The 16,933-nt window shown below is 65.4% G+C and carries 16 protein-coding genes and 1 rRNA gene; 11 read left to right on the top strand and 6 right to left on the bottom strand.

The features are described 5' to 3' along the window. The first annotated feature begins 101 nt into the window (after window positions 1-101). Window positions 102-217, top strand: a 5S ribosomal RNA gene (gene rrf, locus FAS41_RS20225). Window positions 218-410: 193 nt separating this feature from the next. Here the strand turns inward: rrf and FAS41_RS20220 are convergent. The 6 genes from FAS41_RS20220 to FAS41_RS20195 all read right to left on the bottom strand — a co-directional run bounded on the left by FAS41_RS20220 (window position 411) and on the right by FAS41_RS20195 (window position 7,906). Then, complete coding sequence (locus FAS41_RS20220) at window positions 411-869, bottom strand: GNAT family N-acetyltransferase (RefSeq protein WP_138525224.1); 459 nt, start codon at window positions 867-869, stop codon at window positions 411-413. A 118-nt stretch (window positions 870-987) separates the two neighbouring features. Next, window positions 988-2,205 (bottom strand): beta-ketoacyl-ACP synthase I, encoded by a 1,218-nt coding sequence (gene fabB, locus FAS41_RS20215; protein ID WP_138525223.1) that lies wholly within the window; start codon window positions 2,203-2,205, stop codon window positions 988-990. Window positions 2,206-2,215: 10 nt separating this feature from the next. Beyond that, on the bottom strand, window positions 2,216-2,731 hold the full coding sequence (gene fabA, locus FAS41_RS20210; protein ID WP_017517389.1) for a 3-hydroxyacyl-[acyl-carrier-protein] dehydratase FabA: 516 nt from the start codon (window positions 2,729-2,731) through the stop codon (window positions 2,216-2,218). A gap of 231 nt (window positions 2,732-2,962) precedes the next feature. Then, the gene (locus FAS41_RS20205) at window positions 2,963-4,879 is read right to left on the bottom strand and encodes an ATP-binding protein (protein WP_138525222.1); all 1,917 of its coding nucleotides are present in this window, start codon (window positions 4,877-4,879) and stop codon (window positions 2,963-2,965) included. Next, a complete protein-coding gene (locus FAS41_RS20200; RefSeq protein WP_138525221.1) occupies window positions 4,876-5,796 on the bottom strand; it encodes an ABC transporter substrate-binding protein in 921 nt (306 codons plus the stop codon). Before FAS41_RS20200 ends, FAS41_RS20205 begins: the two co-directional genes overlap by 4 nt. A 1-nt stretch (window position 5,797) precedes the next feature. Next, complete coding sequence (locus FAS41_RS20195; RefSeq protein WP_246084903.1) at window positions 5,798-7,906, bottom strand: TonB-dependent receptor plug domain-containing protein; 2,109 nt, start codon at window positions 7,904-7,906, stop codon at window positions 5,798-5,800. A gap of 181 nt (window positions 7,907-8,087) precedes the next feature. On the opposite strand from FAS41_RS20195, the gene FAS41_RS20190 reads away from it, so the two are divergent. The 10 genes from FAS41_RS20190 (at window position 8,088) to FAS41_RS20145 (ending at window position 16,867) form a co-directional block, all read left to right on the top strand. Beyond that, entirely contained in the window at window positions 8,088-9,110 is a 1,023-nt protein-coding gene (locus FAS41_RS20190) for an NAD(P)H-dependent glycerol-3-phosphate dehydrogenase (protein ID WP_138525220.1), read from the top strand. Window positions 9,111-9,122: 12 nt separating this feature from the next. Beyond that, a complete protein-coding gene (locus tag FAS41_RS20185) occupies window positions 9,123-9,479 on the top strand; it encodes a DUF4389 domain-containing protein (protein WP_138525219.1) in 357 nt (118 codons plus the stop codon). Beyond that, on the top strand, window positions 9,476-9,940 hold the full coding sequence (gene sixA, locus FAS41_RS20180) for a phosphohistidine phosphatase SixA (protein WP_138525218.1): 465 nt from the start codon (window positions 9,476-9,478) through the stop codon (window positions 9,938-9,940). Before FAS41_RS20185 ends, sixA begins: the two co-directional genes overlap by 4 nt. 256 nt (window positions 9,941-10,196) lie before the next feature. After that, window positions 10,197-11,864 (top strand): AMP-binding protein, encoded by a 1,668-nt coding sequence (locus FAS41_RS20175; RefSeq protein ID WP_138525217.1) that lies wholly within the window; start codon window positions 10,197-10,199, stop codon window positions 11,862-11,864. Between the two features lie 15 nt (window positions 11,865-11,879). Then, window positions 11,880-12,305: a hotdog fold thioesterase gene (locus tag FAS41_RS20170; protein ID WP_138525216.1), complete on the top strand. Its 426-nt coding sequence runs from the start codon at window positions 11,880-11,882 to the stop codon at window positions 12,303-12,305. 197 nt (window positions 12,306-12,502) lie between these two features. Next, on the top strand, window positions 12,503-13,306 hold the full coding sequence (locus tag FAS41_RS20165) for an AraC family transcriptional regulator (protein ID WP_138525215.1): 804 nt from the start codon (window positions 12,503-12,505) through the stop codon (window positions 13,304-13,306). 45 nt (window positions 13,307-13,351) lie between these two features. Beyond that, on the top strand, window positions 13,352-13,999 hold the full coding sequence (locus FAS41_RS20160) for a LysE family translocator (RefSeq protein WP_138525214.1): 648 nt from the start codon (window positions 13,352-13,354) through the stop codon (window positions 13,997-13,999). 226 nt (window positions 14,000-14,225) lie between these two features. Next, window positions 14,226-15,026, top strand: coding sequence for an alpha/beta fold hydrolase (locus FAS41_RS20155; RefSeq protein ID WP_138525213.1), 801 nt, complete (start codon window positions 14,226-14,228; stop codon window positions 15,024-15,026). A 9-nt stretch (window positions 15,027-15,035) separates the two neighbouring features. Further along, the gene (locus FAS41_RS20150) at window positions 15,036-15,896 is read left to right on the top strand and encodes an alpha/beta hydrolase (protein WP_138525212.1); all 861 of its coding nucleotides are present in this window, start codon (window positions 15,036-15,038) and stop codon (window positions 15,894-15,896) included. Window positions 15,897-15,979: 83 nt separating this feature from the next. Next, the gene (locus tag FAS41_RS20145) at window positions 15,980-16,867 is read left to right on the top strand and encodes a DUF4892 domain-containing protein (RefSeq protein WP_138525211.1); all 888 of its coding nucleotides are present in this window, start codon (window positions 15,980-15,982) and stop codon (window positions 16,865-16,867) included. The last annotated feature ends 66 nt before the right edge of the window (window positions 16,868-16,933 follow it).

Here is a 16,933-nt window from a genome sequence, read left to right as displayed (position 1 = left end):
ATCCCAAGACCCCTGGTCAGCTTCGCTGGCTGGGGGTTTTGCTTATTAGTGTAAGCAACCCGAATTCGGATGAGCGCCAAGGCGAGCATCCAACCGAATTGCTTGACGACCATAGAGCATTGGAACCACCTGATCCCATCCCGAACTCAGTAGTGAAACGATGCATCGCCGATGGTAGTGTGGAGTTTCTCCATGTGAGAGTAGGTCATCGTCAAGCTTCTAATTCCAAAACCCCTGATCAGCGAAAGCTGATCGGGGGTTTTGTTTTATGGGCGGAAAAAAGAGCGGATTCTGGCTGGGGCCGGCGAGGTTTCAGTTTAGTTTGGCCTTCGCGGACAAGGTCGGCTCCTGCGGGAGCGGGCAACCAGCCGTCGATGCCTGTGTGAGGCGGTTCGCGAGCAAGCTCGCTCCTACAGAGGGCTGAGAGGCTTGGTCATGATGAGGGTGCGCTCTTCGCCGTGGAGTTGTTCGCGCAGCACGCGATAGCCCAGGCGAGTGTAGAAGCTCTCAGCAGTGATGGAGGAGGGGACCAGCAGGGCCTCTATGCTGCGCTCCAGAGCGGCTTTCTCGATTCGGCTCATCAGGCACTGGCCGATGCCTTTGCGTTGCTGCGCAGGGGCTATGAAGAGGCTGCGCACGACATCGCCATCCAGGGCGCCAGTGCCCACGATCTTGTCGTCCAGCAGGGCGACAAAGACCAGGCGTTGCTCCAGCAACTCGATCACCCGCCCAGGCGTGAAATTCGCCACCACTGATGCGATAACGCTCTCCGGATAGTCCTGGCTGTTGCTCTCTCGGACGGCCGCTATGATCACCTGGCTGATGGCCTTGGCGTCGTTGCTGTGGGCTTGCCTGATCGTCAATTCCATCCGTGCGCTCCCTGTTATCAGCCCGCTCATCCTGACGGGATCGGTAGCGCGAGGATAGAGCGAAATCGCAGGCAACAAAAAAGGCGCCCTGGGGCGCCTTTCTTGTTTTGATCACCGATCAGCCGTTATGGCGTTTCAGGACCAGGGTGGCGTTGGTGCCGCCGAAGCCGAAGCTGTTGCTCATGACGGTGTCGATCTTCGCGTTCTCGCGGGTCTCGCGCAGGATCGGCAGGTCAGCGACTTCCGGGTCCAGTTCGTCGATGTTTGCCGAACCGGCGATGAAGTTGCCTTCCATCATCAGCAGGCAGTAGATCGCTTCGTGAACGCCAGCGGCGCCCAGGGAGTGGCCGGACAGGCTCTTGGTGGAGCTGATGGCCGGAGCCTTGTCGCCGAACACTGCCCGTACGCCACGGATCTCGGCGACATCGCCGACCGGAGTGGAGGTGCCGTGAGTGTTCAGGTAGTCGATCGGGGTGTCGACGGTGGCCAGGGCCTGCTGCATGCAGCGGATGGCGCCTTCGCCGCTCGGAGCGACCATGTCGTAGCCATCGGAGGTCGCACCGTAGCCGACAATTTCGGCGTAGATCTTGGCACCGCGCTTGAGGGCGTGCTCCAGTTCTTCGACCACGACCATGCCGCCGCCGCCGGCGATGACGAAACCGTCACGCTTGGCGTCGTAGGCGCGGGAGGCCTTTTCCGGGGTGTCGTTGTACTGGGTGGAGAGGGCGCCCATGGCGTCGAACAGGCAGCTCTGGCTCCAGTGTTCTTCCTCACCACCGCCAGCGAAGACGACGTCCTGCTTGCCCAGCTGGATCTGCTCCATGGCCTGGCCGATGCAATGCGCGCTGGTAGCGCAGGCCGAGGAAATGGAGTAGTTCACGCCCTTGATCTGGAAGGGAGTGGCCAGGCATGCCGAAACGGTGCTGCCCATGGTGCGGGTGACGCGGTATGGGCCGATGCGCTTGACGCCCTTCTCGCGCAGGGTGTCGATGGCTTCCATCTGGTTCAGGGTGGAAGCACCGCCGGAGCCGGCGATCAGGCCGGTGCGCGGGTTGGAGATCTGCTCGGGGGTGAGGCCGGAGTCCTTGATCGCCTGTTCCATTGCCAGGTAGGCATAAGCGGCGGCGTCGCCCATGAAGCGGAAGACCTTGCGGTCGATCAGCTCTTCCAGGTTCAGGTTGACCGAACCGGACACGTGGCTGCGCAGGCCCATCTCGGCGTAGCTCGGGTTGTGGCGGATGCCAGCACGGCCTGCACGCAGGTTGGCGGAGACGGTGTCTTTGTCATTGCCCAGGCAGGAAACGATGCCCAGACCGGTGATCACGACGCGACGCATGCGGATACCCTTAGAAGCTGTCAGTGGAAGTAAACAGGCCGACGCGGAGGCCTTCGGCGCTGTAGATTTCGCGGCCATCGACGCTGACGGTGCCGTCGGCGATGGCCAGGATCAGCGAACGATTGATCGTACGCTTGATGTGAATGTTGTAGGTGACTTTCTTGGCGGTCGGCAGGACTTGGCCGAAGAACTTCACTTCGCCCGAACCCAGGGCACGGCCGCGGCCGGGGTTGCCCTGCCAGCCGAGGTGGAAGCCCACCAGCTGCCACATGGCGTCGAGGCCCAGGCAGCCCGGCATGACGGGGTCGCCTTCGAAGTGGCAGGCGAAGAACCACAGGTCCGGGTTGATATCCAGCTCGGCGACCAGTTCGCCCTTGCCATACTTGCCGCCGACATCACTGATGTGGGTGATGCGGTCGATCATCAGCATGTTCGGGGCGGGCAGTTGCGCATTACCCGGGCCGAAGAGCTCGCCGCGGCTGCAGCGCAGCAGGTCTTCTCGGGTGAAGGCGTTTTGTTTGGTCATGCGAGCTCCTCAAAAATCCTGGATAGCAGGCGTTGTTTGGCTTGTGCCTGCGGCGCCGCGTTCCGTTGTTCTTGTCACGGTGTCATGCGGCAGCCTAGTCATAGACTATTGCCTTTAAGTGAAAGTCACAGCAATCGGCGAACGCTTGTTCACTTTTCGCCAACGCCAGGTTTCCCCGTCGGGACGCAGGCCCCGGGCCGGTCCGCAGTTTGCGGGCAAGCGCTCCTTCGATCAACGACCTGGAGCAACCCAGCGCTGCAGAATCCGCTGCAGTTCCGCGCGTTTGAACGGCTTGGCGAGGTAGTCGTTCATTCCTGCCTCAAGGCACGCCTCGCGGTCGCCCTGCAGCGCGTTGGCGGTCAGGGCGATGATCGGTACCTGCTCGCCGCCCGGTTTTGCACGGATCTGCCGGGTGGCTTCGTAGCCGTTGAGCACCGGCAGGCGGCAATCCATCAGGATGGCCGCGAACTCGCCGCGTTCCGATGTCCGCACTGCCTGGGCGCCGTCACCTACCAGCGTGACGCGATAACCCAGGCTGCGCAACATAGCTTCTATGACCGTTTGATTCACCGGGTTGTCCTCCACCAGCAGCACGGACTGACCAGTGGCAAGCGCGTCACCGCCGTTCATCCCGTTGTCTGCGGCACTCTGACGCTCCCGGAAGGGCAGGGGTATCTCCAGGGTGAAGGTCGAACCACAACCCTCCTCGCTGACCGCGCCCAGGGTGCCGCCCATCCGTTCGGCCAGGGTGCGCGCGATGGACAGCCCCAGCCCGGTGCCGCCGTAGCGTCGCGAAGTGGACGAGTCGGCCTGCTGGAAGGCCTCGAACATGTGCTCCAGGCGCTCGCGGGAGATGCCGATGCCGCTGTCCTGCACCGAGCAGCTGAGCCATAGCACTTCGTCGTCCAGCGCCTGCCAGGTGGCTTCCAGGCGCACGCCGCCTTCTTCGGTGAACTTCAGGGCGTTGCCCAGCAGGTTGACCAGGATCTGCCGGATGCGCGTCGGGTCGCCCTGCACCTCGAGGTTGTCGAGGCCGTCCTGCACGTTCATTTCCAGTTCCAGCCCGCGCTGCTGGGCACTGTGCTGAAAGACCTGGATCGAGCTCTGGATCAGCTCCAGCAGGTTGAACGGGATGCGCTCCAGTTCCAGTGCGCCGCGTTCGACGCGGGAGAAGTCGAGAATGTCGTTGATCACCTTGAGCAGGTGCTCGGTGGATTCGGTGGCCAGCGCGCTGTACTCGGCCTGCTCCTGGTTCAGCTCGGTGGTTTCCAGCAGCTGCAGCATGCCCAGTACGCCGTTCATCGGGGTGCGCAGCTCGTGGCTCATCATCGCCAGGAAGTCGGATTTGGCGCGGTTGGCCTCTTCGGCTTCCTCCCGCGCGGCCACCAGTTGGGCGATGCTGCGCTCCTGCTCGAGGCTGGCCTGCTGCAGGCCGCGGGCAAGGTTGTTGATGTGCCGGGCCAGGTCGCCGACTTCGCCGTCATCCGGCACCGGCAAGGTGGTGTGGTAGTCGCCGGTCTGGATCGCCTGCACAGCGCGGCCCATGGTGCGGATCGGTGCGGCCAGGCGGCGGGCGAGGCGGCGCGCCAGCAGGTAGGTGAGGATCAGCGCGAACAGCGCAAGCAGGCTGGCCTTGAGCAGGATTTCCTGCTGTCGTTCGCTGAAGGCGTCACTGGCCATCCCGACCACCACGCGGCCGATATAGTCCCCGCTGGGCGTCGTGGCGGCCGGCAGCATGTCGTTGGAGCTGGCCAGGTCGCTGCCGTTGAGGGCGATGTTCTCGCGCTGGATCGAGGCGTGGAAGATTTCCACCTTGGTGCTCGACTGCGCGGGATCGGCGGCGTGCTCGACGTAGACAAGGATGTTGTCACCGCGGTCGCGCACTTCGATGAAGCGTACGTGGGCGGTGCTCAGGGTCGCCCGCAGCAGGCTCTGCAGCACCGGCAGGTTGCCGGAGATCACTCCGTATTCCGCCGCCGGGGCGAGCTGGTTGGCGATCAGCTGACCGGTGTGGTTGGACTCCAGGCGCAGGTCCTGCAGACGCGAATAGGTGAAATATCCGGTCAGCAGCACGGTCAGCAGCAGCGCCGGGCCGAGACTGATGGCCAACATGCGCGTCTGGATGTTCCAGCTCTTGCGGGAACTCATGGTTTTTCTCCTTCGGCCAGGCGCTGCGCGAGTTCCGCGTCGCCTTGCAGGTCGATACCGAGCGAGCGCGCCACCTGGCGGTTGCTCTGCACCTTGAAGCGTTCGGGGGAGAGGCTGCGGGGCCATTGCTCCGCCGGCTCGTCGAGCAGGGTGTCGAGGGTCTCCAGCCAGTCGCTCTGGTCGCTGTAGGTGCTGGCCAGGCTGCCGGCCTTGACGAAGGCGGCGGTGGGACCGATCAGCGCCCGGTTCTGTGCGTAGGCGCTGAGGAGGATGCCCTTGATGGTCTGCGCGTTATAAAGCTGTTTGTCGTCCAGCCCGAGCAGCAGGTCACTGCGACCGAGCAGTTCTCGCAGCGGGCGACTGTCTTCGGCGCGGGTTTGCAGTTCGCTGACCAGCTCGATGCCGAGCCGTTCGGCGGTGCGCTGAAGCTCTTCCAGGAGGAACTCGCTGCTGGGGCCGACCAGCACGCCGATGCGTTGCGGGCGCGGGCTGAGCTGCAGTGCCAGCTGCAACTGGCGGGCCGGTGGCGGGTCGCTCCACAGCAGACTCAGGTGCGGTGGCTCGCGCTCGCCCAGTACCTGCCGGGCTTCGACACGGCTGACCAGCAGGGTCAGCGCCGGCGGTGCGTTATGGCTGGCCAGGCGCCAGTTCAGCGCGCCACTGCCGAGCAGTAGCAGGCGGGTTTCGCTATCGAGTCTGGCGGCTGGCGGAAGGTTCTCCGGGGACTCCAGCCGCACCTGGTCATGCGGTCGACGTCGCGCCAGCGCTTCGGCGAAGTCTTGCAGCGCAGCGCTCTGTTCGGTGCTGACCAGCAGGATGTCGCGCGCCTGGGCTGGTAGCGCAAACAGGCAGACGAGCCCAAGGAGCAGGGCAGTGAGGAAGGGGCCGGGGCTCGTCCATGAGCGGCGGGCAGGCATGCTAGAAGTCCACCTCGGCGCTGAAGTAGAGCAGGTGGCGGCTGTCGTAGCGGTTTTCCGGCCAGGTCAGCGGCTCGTCGTCCAGTCGCTGTTGCAGAACCCCGGCCAGTTCCAGCGCCGCGCGACCAAGCGGGATGCGCTTGGCTACGCGCAGGTCGACGCGCTCGAAGCGGTGTTCGTTCAGCGCATCGTCGCCGTAGTAGAAGACCGAACTCGACCAGCCGCGCCCCCAGTCGCGCATCCAGCCGGCCGAGCCGCTGTTGCGTGCGGTGAGGCGCTGGTCATAGCGGCTGCTGGCGTCGTAATCGACATAGGCGTAAGTCAGGCGCACACGGTCCTGCCGCGTCAGGCGCCAGTCGAGCTGGGTCTCGGCGCCGCTGAAGCGGATGTCGTTGTCGTTGGTCGGTTCGAAGTCGGAGACCTTCAAGGGATCGCTGATCAGCCCGTGGATTTCGTCGTAGTAGGCTTTGATGTCGACCGCGAGCCCGAGTTCGTCGAACTGGCCGTTGTAGCCGATTTCCCGCGAACGCATGCGCTCCTGGTCGAGGTCGCCGGGGCCGTGGGCACGAGCGAAGTAGTAGGTGCTGGACTGGCCGTAGACCGGCGCCGAAAGGTTGCGAACCCGGTAGCTCCAGTTCACGTCGTTCTCGTACATGTCCGGCGAGCGCACCGCCTCGGAGTACACCGCTCGCAGGCTGTGGCGCGGGGTGATCAGGTAGTTGAGGGCGAGGCGCGGGCTGACCGAGCTGCCGGAGAGCTGATCGTCCTCCACCATCGCGCCGCCCTGCAGCAGCCAGTGCGGCGTCAGGTGCCACTCCAGCTGGCCGAACAGGCGCCAGATGTCGTTGTTCACCGTGCCGTCGAAGTAGGTTTCCGAGGTGGCCTGGTCGTGGCGATAGCTCAGGCCGCTGACCAGCCGCACGCCTTCGGCGAGGCTCAGGGTGTCCTGGATTTCGAGGTCGTAGCGGGTCTCGCGGATGTTCTGGTTCACCTGCCCGCAGACCGGTAGATAGGCGCCGGCCGCCAGCTGCTGGACGACCTGCCGGGCCAGCGCCTGTTCCTGCGCAGTGCCGCGGGGAATGCGCGGCAGTGAGTCGGCGAAACTCTGCACGTACTTCGGATCCAGCGCCCACAATTGCGCGAGCTGCGGGCTGAAGGCGACCTGCGCCTCGCATGCGTCGAAATCCTGCAGGCGCTCCCAGTGCTCGGCGTAACCCTGCACGTAGAAGCTGTGCTCGGGGTTGACGTCGAAGGTCCAGCGCAGCGAGCCGGCGTAGTCGCGGGCGGTCAGGTCGGAGTTGTCGTCGCCGTCGGGAATCTTGCCGAAGATCGGCTCGTAGTCGTAGGGCCGCTGGTTGCTCCCTTCCTTGGCGGCGAGCTGCCAGTCCAGGCTGTTGCGCAAGTCAAGGTTGTGGCTGGCCACCAGGTTGAAGCGGCTCAGACGGCGACCGTCGCGGTAGTCACGACCGAACTGGTCGTGGTCGAAGCCGTCGTCTTCCTGGCCGGAAAGAGAGAGCCGGTAATCGCCGGAGCGGTCATGGATGCCCTGGCTGGCGTACCAGTCACGGACACCATTCTGTCCAGCGGTGTACTTCAGTCGCGTGCCCTGGCTGTCGGCGGGGTGGCGGGTGAGGATATTGATCACGCCCATGAGTGCGTTGGCGCCGTAGCTCACGGCATTGGGGCCGCGGAAGACTTCGATGCGATCGATGTCCTCGATGGCCACCGGGATATCGCTCCAGTCCACCGTGGCCAGGCCCGGGCGATACACCGAGCGGCCGTCCACCAGCACCTGCAGGCGCCGCGCTTCGGTGACGTTGGTACCGTGGTAGTTCACCGTCGCCTGGTTGCCCGACAGGTAGCCGACCATCATGCCCGGCACCAGCCGCATCAGTTCCGGAATGTCGCGGGCGCCGGAGGCCTTGATCAGGTCGCGGTCGAGCACCGTCATGCTGCCGGGAACTTCCGCCGGAGACTGTTTCAGCCGGGTCGCGGTCAGAACTTCAGGAACGTCGAGGCTGTCCACGAACAGGTCGCCCGCCACGGCTCTGCCCGCCAGCAAGGCGGCAAGCAGGGAGAGCGGCAGGGGAGCGCGGACGGGACGGTGCACGGAACGGCCTTGTTCTCGGTTTTTATGGGTTCGGTCAATGTCTACGGCTAGACGTTTTCCACACGACGGATGTTAAACGAGGCTGCGCTGATTACCAGTCCGCGATACAGGCTGGCCGCTCGCCGATGCGGCCTTATAATGGCCCAATCGCCGCCCCTGGGCGGCCACCAATGGAACAGACATGACACAGCAGCAACCGATTGCCGTCCTCGGCGGTGGCAGTTTCGGCACCGCCTTCGCCAATCTGCTGGCAGAAAACGGACAGCGCGTTCGCCAGTGGATGCGTGACGAGGAGCAGGCCGAGGCGATCCGTACCCGCCGCGAGAATCCCAACTACCTCAAGGGCGTGCGCATCCATGACGGCGTGGAGCCGACCACGGACCTTGCGGCGACGCTGGCCGAGTGCGAGATGATCTTCGTCGCGGTGCCCTCCAGCGCCCTGCGCAAGGTGCTCGACGGCCGCAGTGAGGAGCTGGCGGGCAAGATGCTGGTCAGCCTGACCAAGGGGATCGAGGCGCAGAGCTTCAAGCTGATGAGCCAGGTACTCGAAGAGATCGCGCCGAAATCCCGTATCGCAGTGATCTCCGGCCCGAACCTGGCGCGCGAGATCGCCGAGCACGAGCTGACCGCCACCGTGGTCGCCAGCGAGGATGAAGACCTCTGCGCCCAGGTGCAGCAGGCCCTTCACGGCCGCACCTTCCGCGTCTATGCCAGTGGCGACCGCTTCGGCGTGGAACTGGGCGGCGCGCTGAAGAACGTCTACGCCATTATCGCCGGCATGGCTGCCGCGCTGGGCATGGGCGAGAACACCAAGGGCATGCTGATCACCCGCGCCCTGGCGGAGATGACCCGCTTCGCCGTCCAGCTCGGCGCCAACCCCATGACTTTCCTCGGCCTGGCCGGTGTGGGCGACCTGATCGTCACCTGTTCGTCACCCAAGAGCCGTAACTATCAGGTGGGCTTCGCCCTGGGCGAAGGCCTGACCCTGGAAGACGCCGTAGCGCGCATGGGCGAGACCGCCGAGGGCGTGAACACCCTCAAGGTGCTCAAGGCCAAGGCCGATGAGCTGCAGGTCTACATGCCGCTGGTCGCCGGCCTCAACGCCATCCTGTTCGGCGGCCGCACCCTGGAGCAGGTCATCGGGGCGCTGATGAGCGGTGAGCCGAAGACCGATGTCGATTTCATTCCCACCACCGGTTTCTGAGGAGGTATCACCATGTCCGCTGAGCGTCAGCCCGCTGACCGTCTAGAGAAGGAATCCCTGGTCTTGCGCGTCGTCTGGATGCTGGTCTTTGCGCTGGTCTGGTTCGTCGCCGAGATGATCCTCGGCGCCGTGGTGATCATCCAGCTGATCTACCGCATCATCTACGGCGCGCCCAGCGGCAGCCTGATGGGCTTCGGCGACAGCCTGAGCCAGTACTTCGCACAGATCGGTCGCTTCGGTACCTTCCAGACTGAAGCGAAGCCCTGGCCGTTCTCCGACTGGCCAACCGCGCACTCTCCCGAAGGCGAGACTCCGCACGACGTGCCGCCGGCACCGCACCCGGTGCGTGATGAGGAGCCGAAGCTTTGAAGCTCTGGCTGCTGCGCCATGGCGAAGCCGAGCCCCAGGCCCGCCGCGACTCGGAGCGGCGACTGACCGCCCACGGCATCAAGGAGGCGCTCAAGAGCGCTGCCCAACTCGCCGGCCACCCGCTCGATGGCATCCTGGCCAGCCCCTACGTGCGCGCCCAGGAAACCGCCGAACTGGTCCGCGAGGCACTGGGCTTCGAGGGCTCGGTCGGCACCGCACCCTGGCTGACTCCGGATGATGACCCCAAGGATGTGCTGCGCTTCCTCGATGGCCGCAACGAGCAAAACCTGCTGCTGGTCACCCACCAGCCGCTGGTGGGCGCCTTGGCCGGCCTGCTGGTACATGGCAGCCGCAGCGACGCCGTACCGTTCAGCACCGCCACCCTGGCGGAACTGGAGGGCGAAGTGCCGGTAGCGGGGCTGATGGAGTTGGTGTCGCTCTACCACCCACGGCATTCCTGAGTCGTCCGACTCCGAAAAAGGCCCCGAAAGGGGCCTTTTGCATTTCTGTCACCGGCAAATCGTGCCCGGATGTTTCGGCGCGAGGCCCGTTGCAGAGCGGTCGAAGCCGATCCTTCGGCTAAATCCTACAAAAGTTCACACGACCAGCCTTGTCTGCCGCTGCGCTGCATGGAATATTCAACCAAGCAAGTGCTTGGTTGATCCATCGCTATATCCCTGAGCTACACCTCTGACAAAAAAAACAAAGGAGGGGCACGTGGTTAAAGCAGTCCGATTACCACTCGACCTGTTCTATCAGCGCGAGAAGAGCCACCCGAACAAACGCTACCTGGTGCAGCCGCTCACCGGCGGCGACGTGCAGACCCTGACCTGGGGCAACGTGGGCGACCAGGCCCGCCGCGCCGCCGCCTGGCTGCGCAGCCTGGACCTGCCCGAAGGCAGCCGGGTGGCGATCATTTCGAAGAACTGCGCGCACTGGATAGTCGCCGACATCGCCATCTGGATGGCCGGCCACGTTTCGGTGCCGCTGTATCCCAACCTCACCGCCGACTCCGTTCGCCAGGTGATGACCCACTCCGAAGCGCGGGTGGCCTTCATCGGCAAGCTGGACGACTGGCCGGCGATGGTCGACGGCATTCCCGAAGACGTGCCTACTGTGGCGCTGCCCTTGCACCCGGAAGGACGCTTCGACCATCACTGGAGCGACCTGCAGGCGCAATCGCCGATCCGCGATGATCCGCGCCCGGACGCCGCCACCCTGGCGACGCTCATCTACACCTCCGGTACCACCGGTACGCCCAAGGGCGTGATGCACACCTTCGGCAACTTCGCCTTCGCCGCCAGCCATGCCATCGACCTGTTCGGCGTTGGCGAAGAAGATCGCCTGCTGTCCTACTTGCCGCTGTGCCACGTGGCCGAGCGCATGTTCGTGCAGATGGCGTCGATCTACGCTGGACAGACGATCTTCTTCGCCGAAAGCCTGGATACCTTCGTTGCCGACATGCGCCGCGCGCGGCCCACGGTGTTCTTCGGCGTGCCGCGCATCTGGACCAAGTTCCAGATGGGCGTCTATGCGCAGATGCCGGCGCAGAAGCTCGACCGACTGCTGCGTCTACCGATCATCGGCCGTCTCGTCGGCCGTAAGGTGCTCGCCGGCCTCGGCTTGGATGCTGTGCGTTACGCCTTGTGCGGAGCTGCGCCAGTACCCGAGGCGCTGCTGAACTGGTACCAGCGCCTGGGCCTGAACGTGCTCGAGGTCTATGGCATGACCGAGAACTGTGGTTATTCCCACGTCTGCCGGCCGGGCGAGCAGCGGGTCGGCTGGATCGGCCGCAACAGCCCCGGCGTCGAAGTGCGCATCAGCGACGAGGGCGAAGTGCAGGTACGCAGTGGTGCGACCATGGTCGGCTACTTCAAGGACCCGGAACGCACCGCCGAGACCATCACCGAGGACGGTTTCCTGCGCACTGGCGACAAGGGCGAGCAGGACGCCGAAGGTCACCTGCGCCTGACCGGCCGCATCAAGGAAATCTTCAAGACTGCCAAGGGCAAGTATGTCGCCCCGGCGCCCATCGAGAACCGCCTGGCCGTGCATTCGCGGATCGAGCAGATCTGCGTGGTCGGCGATGGCCTGATCGCCCCGTTGGGCCTTTGCGTACTGTCCGAGGTGGGCCGCCAGGAAGCCGCCAACGGCTCGCGCAGTCAACTGGAGCAGAGCCTGCAGGAACTGCTCGCGGAGGTGAACGACGCGCTGGACAAGCACGAACGCCTGGCCGGACTGGTGCTGGTCAAGGACGTCTGGACGGTGGACAACGGCTTCCTCACGCCCACCCTGAAGATCAAGCGTAACGTGGTGGAAGGCACCTACGGTCAGCGCTTCAATGAATGGGCGGAGCGCCGCGAGGCGGTGCAATGGCATGAATGACAGAAGGAATGATGAATGACCTGGCGCACCAAGCCCGACCTGGAAAAGCTCAACGCGAACCTGAAGAACACCATTGGTGAAGTGCTCGATATCCGCTTCGAGGCGTTCGACGACGACTCGCTGACCGCCAGCATGGTGGTGGATTCGCGCACCCACCAGCCCTATGGCCTGCTGCACGGTGGCGCTTCGGTGGTGCTGGCGGAAACTGTCGGCTCCACGGCGAGCTATCTGTGCCTGGATACCTCCAAGTACTACTGCGTCGGCCTGGAGGTGAACGCCAACCACCTGCGCGGCTTGCGCAGCGGGCGGGTGACGGCGGTGGCAAAGGCGGTGCACATCGGCCGCTCGACCCACGTCTGGGAAATCCGCCTGCACGGGGATGATGGCAAGCCAAGCTGCATCTCGCGACTGACCATGGCCGTGGTGCCGCTGGAGCGCTGACCAGGCCGTGATCTGGCTCGGACGTAGGATGGCGTGGAGCGAAGCGAGACCCATCAATACCCTGCACCGGCAGCATGGGTATCGCCTAGGCTCCACCTATCCTACAAAAGCGCTCCGCTGCGGCTGCCATGTGATGGGTGGCGACCGCTCGCAATTTTGTCCAAGACCCGCCGTTCCCGCGCCGGTACAGTAGGCCCATGGAACGCATCGAACACCACAGCAGCGGCCTGCCCGGCGTCCGTTTCATTGACGCCGAGTACCGCCGTTTCGCCTTTCCCCGGCATTTTCACCTCGACTACCACGTCGGGCTGATGCTGGACGGCTGCCAGCGCTACACCCATCGCGGTGAGCGCTCGCTGGCCGGGAATGGCGACATCCTGCTGATGAGCCCCGAAAGCATCCACGACGGTTCCAGCGAAGGCGAGGACGGCTACCGCATCCGCGTACTGTCCATCGACCCGCAATGGCTGGACGATGCCTGCCGCGCCTTCAGTGATGGCCGCCAGGGCGCGCCGCGCCTGACTGCTGCGCAGCTGCGCGATCCGCTGCTGCAGACCGAACTGCAGCGCGCCCACGCCCTGATGCTCGGTGGCGAGCGGCTGGCGCAGGAAGGTCAGCTCTGGCAGGCGCTGGCCGCGCTGTTGGAGCGCGCCTCCAGCCTGCGCATTCGCGAGCCGGGGCAGGGTTTTGATGGGCCGACCTGGGCGCGCCTGCGCGAGTGGCTGGAATCGCGCCTGGAAACCCCACCGACCCTGGAAGAGATCGCCGAGTTCTGCGACCTCAGCCCCTGGCAGGTGTTGCGCCGCTTCAACCACCAGTGCGGGTTGCCGCCACACCAGTGGCTGACCCAGCTGCGCCTGGAGCGCGCCCTGCCACGGGTGATCAAGGGCCAGCCGCTGGCGGAAATCGCCCTGAGCCTGGGCTTCTACGACCAGGCTCATTTCAGCCGACTGTTCCGCCGGACCTACGGATTGCCGCCCGCTCGACTACGCCAGCGCTGATCCGATCCCACTTCCCGTTCCACTTTCCCACTGGAGAATCCCGCCATGCAGGAGGTTCACGTCATGCTCATGCTCACTGCCGTGTTCGCAGTCGCCCTGGTCAGCCCCGGCCCGGACGTCGCGCTGGTGGTGCGTACTTCGCTGCACCAGGGCCGCCGCGCTGGCGTGCTCAGCGCCCTCGGTCTCGCCTGCGGCATCCTGGTTCACGGCACCCTGGTGCTGACCGGCGTGTCGCTGCTGCTGGCCCGCTCACCGCTGCTGTTCAGCGCCCTGCAACTGGTGGGCGCGGCGTACCTCGCCTGGCTCGGCGTCGGCGCGCTTCGTGCGTTGCGCAAGCCGGGCGGAGCAGGGCGGATCGACGGCGAGCTGCCGGACTCGACGCTCGGTCCCTGGTTGCGCGGGCTGGCGACCAACCTGTTCAATCCCAAGGCGCTGGTGTTTTTCCTTGCACTGTTGACCAGCCTGATTCCGGCGGACATGTCGGCGCCCGGCAAAGTCGCCGTGGCGGTGATGCTGTTCGGCACCGGCTTCGTGTGGTTCAGCCTGCTCAGCGTGATCCTCACCCGGCCGCTTTGGCAGCAGCGTCTGCTGCGCGCGGTGCCGGCGATCGATGGCGCCTGCGGCTTGGTATTCCTGCTGGTGGCCGGCGGCATCCTGTTCAGCGTGGTGAACCACGCGGCGCATTGGGTTTGACGGTGGTCGGCGGATAACCGTAAACGGTTATGCGTCCTACAAAAGGCTTCCCGCAGGGCGGATAACGCGGAACGCGTTATGCGCCAAACCGATGTCGAGCAGGGCAAATCCGCCGGAGCGCCATGGAGTTTGGCCGTAGTGCCGTCATTCGCGGGAGCGTGGGTCATTGCCGCGCCCCCGGTGCTGTCGGAAAATCCAGGCTGTCATTTCCCTGAGTTTCCCCAGCATGTCGCAAGCGGTCTTCTTCGCCCACGCCAACGGTTTCCCCTCGGGAACCTACGGCAAGTTGTTCGACGCCCTGGAGCCGGACTACCGGGTCCATCGGCTGGACATGCATGGCCATGACCCGCGCTTCCCGGTGAACGCCAACTGGGAAAACCTGGTGGAAGAGCTGTTGCATCATCTCGAGGCGCTGGACGAGCCCGTGTGGGGTGTCGGCCACTCCCTCGGCGGCGTACTGCATTACCACGCGGCGCTGCGTAAACCCGAGCTGTACCGCGGTGTGGTGATGCTCGACTCGCCGCTGCTGACCTTGGCCGACCAACTGGTGATCCGCGTCGCCAAGCGGCTGGGCTTCATCGATCGGCTAACGCCTGCCGGCCGCACCCTTGGCCGCCGCGAGGACTTCGACGATTTTGCCGAGGCGCTGGAATACTTCGCCGGCAAGCCACTGTTCAAGCGCTTCGACCGCGACTGCCTGGAGGCCTACGTGCGCCACGGGCTGGCGCCGGCGGACGCACGGGGCCTGCGGCTGAAGTTCGACCCGGCTACGGAAATCTCCATCTATCGCAACGTGCCGCACACCGCTCCTGGCCGCGCCAGGCAACTGGCCGTGCCGCTGACCATGGTGCGTGGCCGCCACAGCCGTGTGGTGCTGCCGCATCACGCCCGTATGATCGGTCGCATTCCCATGGGGGAAAGCCTGTCCCTGCCAGGTGGGCACATGTTCCCGCTGGAGCGCCCGCAGGACACCGCTGCGCTGCTCAAGACCGTTTTCGCCCGCTGGCAACAGCGCGCCAACACTTAAGGAATCGCCATGACCGCCCAAGTCCAGGAAATCCGCCTGAACCTGCCGCACATCGAACTGGCCGCGCACCTCTTCGGCCCGGAAGACGGCCGCCCGGTGATCGCCCTGCATGGCTGGCTGGACAACGCCATGAGCTTTGCCCGCCTGGCGCCGAAGCTCGAAGGCGTGCGCATCCTCGCCCTGGACTTCGCCGGCCATGGCCACTCCGGCCATCGCGCGCCGGGGGCCAGCTACCTGCTGTGGGATTACGCGCTGGATGTGCTGATGGTGGCCGACCAGATGGGGTGGGAGCGCTTCACCCTGCTTGGCCACTCCATGGGAGCCATCGTTTCGGTGCTGCTGGCTGGCGCGATGCCCGAGCGCGTCGAGCGCCTGGCGCTGATCGATGGTCTCGTGCCCTACACCGGGGAGCCGGAAACGTCGCCGCAGAAGCTCGGCGAAGCCCTGCGTGCGCAACTGGCGCTGCCGAACAAGCGCAAGCCGGTCTACGAAGCCATCGACCGCGCCGTGGAGGCCCGCATGAAAGGTGTCGGCGCGGTCAGTCGCGAAGCGGCGGAACTGCTGGCGTCCCGTGGACTGGTGCCGGTGCCCGGCGGCTACACCTGGCGCACCGACGCGCGCCTGACCCTGCCGTCACCGCTGCGCCTGACCCGCGCCCATGCGCGACAATTCGTCCAGTCCGTGCAATGCCCGACCAGCCTGGTGCTGGCGCAGCAGGGCCTGATGCTGGTCGAGCCGGCTACCCGCGAACTGCTGAAAGACCGGCCCTTCGAGGTCCACGAGTTGCCTGGCCAGCACCATCTGCACCTGGACGACGAGGCGGGTGCCGAAGCCGTTGCGGCGCTCTTCCGACCCTTCCTGCAAGCCTGAGGGAAACGCCCGGTAGCGCCCCGCGGCTTGACTAAAGCGGGGCTGGCCGCGACGCTGCACGGATCGCTTCAGGGAGATAGTGCATGCTCGATATCCAGACCGCCGCGCGCCAGGACGGCAAAATCCTTTCGGTTGACGCGCAGAAGGCCCGGATTTCACGGCTCCTTCATTCCCTGATCTTCACCGGCCTGCTCGGCGCCAGTGCTAGCGGCATTGCCGCCGACCTGCAGGGCAGCCACGACCTGGAGATCCTCCCGCGCTTCCCGCGTTCGGAGATCGTCGACTTCAACCAGGCCTCCAGCCAGGAACGCATCTACCCGCAAGGCTCGATCAGCCGCATCAGCGGGCGCCTGCGCATGGAAGGGGAGGTGCGCGCCATCGGCGATCTGACCGCCGTGACCTACCGCCTGCCCGACGAGGACTCCAGCCAGAGTGCCTTCGCCGCCGCGCGCAAGGACCTGCTCAAGGCCGATGCCACGCCGCTGTTCTGGTGCGAGAGCCGTGATTGCGGCTCCAGCAACCTGCTGGCCAACTCGGTGTTCGGCAACTCGAAGCTGTTCGGCCCGGACGAGCAGCAGGCTTACCTGCTGGTGCGCCTCGCCGCGCCCCACGAGGACAGCCTGCTGGCGGTCTACACCATCACCCGTGGCAACCGCCGCGCCTACCTGCATGCCGAACAGCTGGACAGCACCTCCGCCCTCGGCGAGCTGCTGCCCAGTCCGGCAACCCTGATGCGCCTGCTCAAGGCCAACGGCGAGCTGACCCTGAGCCACGTGCCGGAAGAGCCGGGCGGCGCCTGGCTCGACCTGCTGGTGCGCACCCTGCGCCTGGACACCGGTGTGCGCGTGGAGCTGGCCGGCAAACACGCCGGCGACTGGCGCTCCGCACTGACCGCCCAGGGCGTGCGAGATGCGCGCCTGGAACAGGGCAAGGACGACAACGACGGCCTGCACCTGACCTGGCTGCGCTGATTCGCCTACGCTGAAAGGGTCGAAGCGCTCTACACTGGGCGCCTCACGAGCCTTTTGCGGAGTTCC

The sequence above is a fragment of the Pseudomonas nicosulfuronedens genome (assembly GCF_005877905.1).
GTDB lineage: Bacteria > Pseudomonadota > Gammaproteobacteria > Pseudomonadales > Pseudomonadaceae > Pseudomonas > Pseudomonas nicosulfuronedens.
This window is presented reverse-complemented; position numbering and strand designations above follow the sequence as displayed.

Coding starts and splice junctions, on each gene's coding strand:
- FAS41_RS20220 (WP_138525224.1), bottom strand. CDS start 869: ATGGAATTGACGATCAGGCAAGCCCACAGCAACGACGCCAAGGCCATC.
- fabB (WP_138525223.1), bottom strand. CDS start 2,205: ATGCGTCGCGTCGTGATCACCGGTCTGGGCATCGTTTCCTGCCTGGGC.
- fabA (WP_017517389.1), bottom strand. CDS start 2,731: ATGACCAAACAAAACGCCTTCACCCGAGAAGACCTGCTGCGCTGCAGC.
- FAS41_RS20205 (WP_138525222.1), bottom strand. CDS start 4,879: ATGAGTTCCCGCAAGAGCTGGAACATCCAGACGCGCATGTTGGCCATC.
- FAS41_RS20200 (WP_138525221.1), bottom strand. CDS start 5,796: ATGCCTGCCCGCCGCTCATGGACGAGCCCCGGCCCCTTCCTCACTGCC.
- FAS41_RS20190 (WP_138525220.1), top strand. CDS start 8,088: ATGACACAGCAGCAACCGATTGCCGTCCTCGGCGGTGGCAGTTTCGGC.
- FAS41_RS20185 (WP_138525219.1), top strand. CDS start 9,123: ATGTCCGCTGAGCGTCAGCCCGCTGACCGTCTAGAGAAGGAATCCCTG.
- FAS41_RS20170 (WP_138525216.1), top strand. CDS start 11,880: ATGACCTGGCGCACCAAGCCCGACCTGGAAAAGCTCAACGCGAACCTG.
- FAS41_RS20165 (WP_138525215.1), top strand. CDS start 12,503: ATGGAACGCATCGAACACCACAGCAGCGGCCTGCCCGGCGTCCGTTTC.
- FAS41_RS20160 (WP_138525214.1), top strand. CDS start 13,352: ATGCAGGAGGTTCACGTCATGCTCATGCTCACTGCCGTGTTCGCAGTC.
- FAS41_RS20155 (WP_138525213.1), top strand. CDS start 14,226: ATGTCGCAAGCGGTCTTCTTCGCCCACGCCAACGGTTTCCCCTCGGGA.
- FAS41_RS20150 (WP_138525212.1), top strand. CDS start 15,036: ATGACCGCCCAAGTCCAGGAAATCCGCCTGAACCTGCCGCACATCGAA.
- FAS41_RS20145 (WP_138525211.1), top strand. CDS start 15,980: ATGCTCGATATCCAGACCGCCGCGCGCCAGGACGGCAAAATCCTTTCG.